Raw genomic sequence first — 2596 nt, forward strand, 5'->3', positions numbered from 1 at the left:
TGAGCTGGCGGCGTTGCGGCAGGCCGCCGCGATCGCCGACAGCGCCCTGGCCGAGGTGCTGGAGGGCCTGGTGCTCGGCCGGACCGAGCGCCATCTCGCGCGAGAACTCGAGCGGCGGATGCTCGACAAGGGCGCGGAGGCCGCAGCGTTCCCGTCGATCGTCGCATCCGGGCCGAACTCCGCGATCCCGCACCACCGGCCCACCGACGCCCCGCTCGCCACCGGGGACCTCGTGACCATGGACTTCGGCGCCCTGGTCGACGGCTACCACTCGGACATGACCCGCACCGTGCTCGTCGGACCCGGGAGCGCCGTCGCGGACTGGCAGCGCGAGGTCTACGCCCTGGTCGACGCGGCCGCGGCCGCCGGTCGGGCCGCCCTGCGACCCGGCGTCGACACCCAGGAGATCGACGCCGCCGCCCGGGACGTCATCGCCGCCGCGGGCTACGGCGAGTTCTTCGTGCACCCGGTCGGGCACGGGGTCGGGCTGGTCATCCACGAGGCTCCGGCGATGGGCTCGACGGCGACCGCTACCCTGGTGGAGGGCATGACGGTCACCGTCGAGCCGGGCGTGTACCTCCCCGGTCGCGGCGGCGTGCGGATCGAGGACACCCTGGTCGTGACCGGGTCCGGGGCCGAACCGCTGACCGCGTCGACACGGGATCTCCTGGTCCTGGGCTGACGCGGGCCCGTCCGGACACCCGGTCCGCAGACGAGATCGAGCACAGGAGCGACGCGGCAGTGGCGACGACGAACGACCTGAAGAACGGCCTGGTGCTGCGGATCGACGGCAACCTCTGGTCCGTCACCGAGTTCCAGCACGTCAAGCCGGGCAAGGGTGGCGCCTTCGTCCGGACGACACTGAAGAACGTGATGACCGGCAAGGTCGTCGACAAGACCTTCAACGCGGGCACCAAGGTGGAGACGGCCAACGTCGACCGCCGGGACATGACCTTCCTCTACCGCGACGGCGACGACTTCGTGTTCATGGACGCGAACGACTACGAGCAGATCCCGGTCCCGGCGCAGACCGTCGGGGACCAGGCGCGCTTCCTGCTGGAGAACCAGGAGGTGCAGGTGTCCTTCAACGACGGCGTCCCGCTGTTCATCGAGATGCCGGCCTCGGTCGAGCTCGAGATCACCCACACCGACCCCGGGCTGCAGGGCGACCGCTCCACTGGTGGCACCAAGCCCGCGACGGTGTCCACCGGGGCGGAGATCCAGGTCCCGCTGTTCCTCGAGACCGGCACGACGGTCAAGGTCGACACCCGCGACGGCCGCTACCTCGGCCGCGTGTCGAGCTAGTGGGGGACGAGGCGAAGCGGAGCTCGACCCAGGTAGCAGCAGGACGGTCGGCCCACCAGGACACCCCGCCCCGCAAGGGCTCGCGGTCGAAGGCCCGCAAGCGCGCGCTGGACATCCTCTTCGAGTCCGAGGCCCGCGCCGAGGACCCGCTCGACGTGCTCCGGCGGCGCATCGCGGGGTCGGACGCGCCCCCGGTCTCGGACTTCGCGCAGACGCTGGTCGAGGGGGTCGTCGCCCACCGGGAGCACATCGACGCCTCGCTCGGCGAGATGGCGCGGGGCTGGTCGGTGGAGCGGATGGCCGCCGTCGACCGCGCGATCCTGCGCATCGGGGCCTACGAGGTGCTCTTCACCGAGGACGTCGACGACGCGGTGGCCATCGACGAGGCGATCCTGCTCGCCCGGGAGCTCTCGACCGACGACTCGCCGCGGTTCGTGAACGGGGTGCTGGCGGGGCTGGCGTCGGGCCGTCGCGAGCCGGTCGCGGCCCCCGAGCGGGAGCGGGTGGACGTGCCGCCCGACGCCGAGCTCGCGGAGCCCCCGGGCGACGGCGCAGGGGACACCGACGAATGAGCGAAGGGCCCTCTCGGTCGATCTGGTCGACCGAGGGGGCCCTTCACTCAGCACGACCGGGGGCGCGACGTTCCGGCGAAGGTCACCCCTCGCCCGTCTATCCGACCGAAGGTGCCCTTCGCTCGGAACGCGCCGCCGCCGCCGAAGCTCAGTCCTCGCGGACGGCCCGCGCCTCGGGCGGCAGCACGCCCCACTCGACGAGCTGCTCGGACAGGTCGCCCGGCGTCATGTCGTAGATGATCGCGAGCGAGCGCAGGTCCTCGTTGCGGATCGAGAGGACCTTGCCGTTGTAGTCGCCGCGCTGGCTCTGGATCGCGGCGGCGTACCGCGCGAGCGGGCCGGCCTTCTCGGCGGGCAGCGCCTGCAGCCGCTCCAGGTTGATGACGATCTTGGCGGCGGGCTCGGAGCCCGACGGGATGCGCCCCTCGGGCAGCAGCTCGGCCACCGGGACGCCGTAGAAATCGGCGAGCTCGGCCAGCTTCTGCACGGTCACGGCGCGGTCGCCGCGCTCGTAGGACCCGACGACGACGGCCTTCCAGCGGCCGCCCGACTTCTGCTCGACGCCGTGCAGGGACAGGCCCTGCTGCTGGCGGATACCCCGAAGCTTGGCGCCCAGCGCCTTCGCATAGTCGCCCATTTGCGGCACCCCGTTCCCGACGCGTCGGTCGGGGGGACCGCCGACGCTGACTGCTGAAGTCGATACGGAGAGTGATGATGCG

4 protein-coding genes are annotated in these 2596 nt (G+C 72.1%); 3 read left to right on the forward strand and 1 reads right to left on the reverse strand.

The genetic code is table 11. From position 1 onward, the window contains the following. The 3 genes from AC0CYZ_RS18915 to nusB all read left to right on the forward strand — a co-directional run. The coding region (locus tag AC0CYZ_RS18915; protein ID WP_472218111.1) for a M24 family metallopeptidase at nt 1–682 on the forward strand (682 nt) is incomplete at its 5' end. A 59-nt stretch (nt 683–741) separates the two neighbouring features. After that, entirely contained in the window at nt 742–1305 is a 564-nt protein-coding gene (gene efp / locus AC0CYZ_RS18920; RefSeq protein ID WP_472218113.1) for an elongation factor P, read from the forward strand. After that, complete coding sequence (gene nusB / locus AC0CYZ_RS18925) at nt 1305–1877, forward strand: transcription antitermination factor NusB (protein WP_472218115.1); 573 nt, start codon at nt 1305–1307, stop codon at nt 1875–1877. Before efp ends, nusB begins: the two co-directional genes overlap by 1 nt. A 148-nt stretch (nt 1878–2025) precedes the next feature. On the opposite strand, the gene bldD is transcribed toward nusB, so the two are convergent. Then, entirely contained in the window at nt 2026–2514 is a 489-nt protein-coding gene (bldD, locus tag AC0CYZ_RS18930; RefSeq protein ID WP_472218117.1) for a transcriptional regulator BldD, read from the reverse strand. Nucleotides 2515–2596 lie beyond the last annotated feature (82 nt).

Source organism: Actinomycetospora sp. (assembly GCF_055612215.1).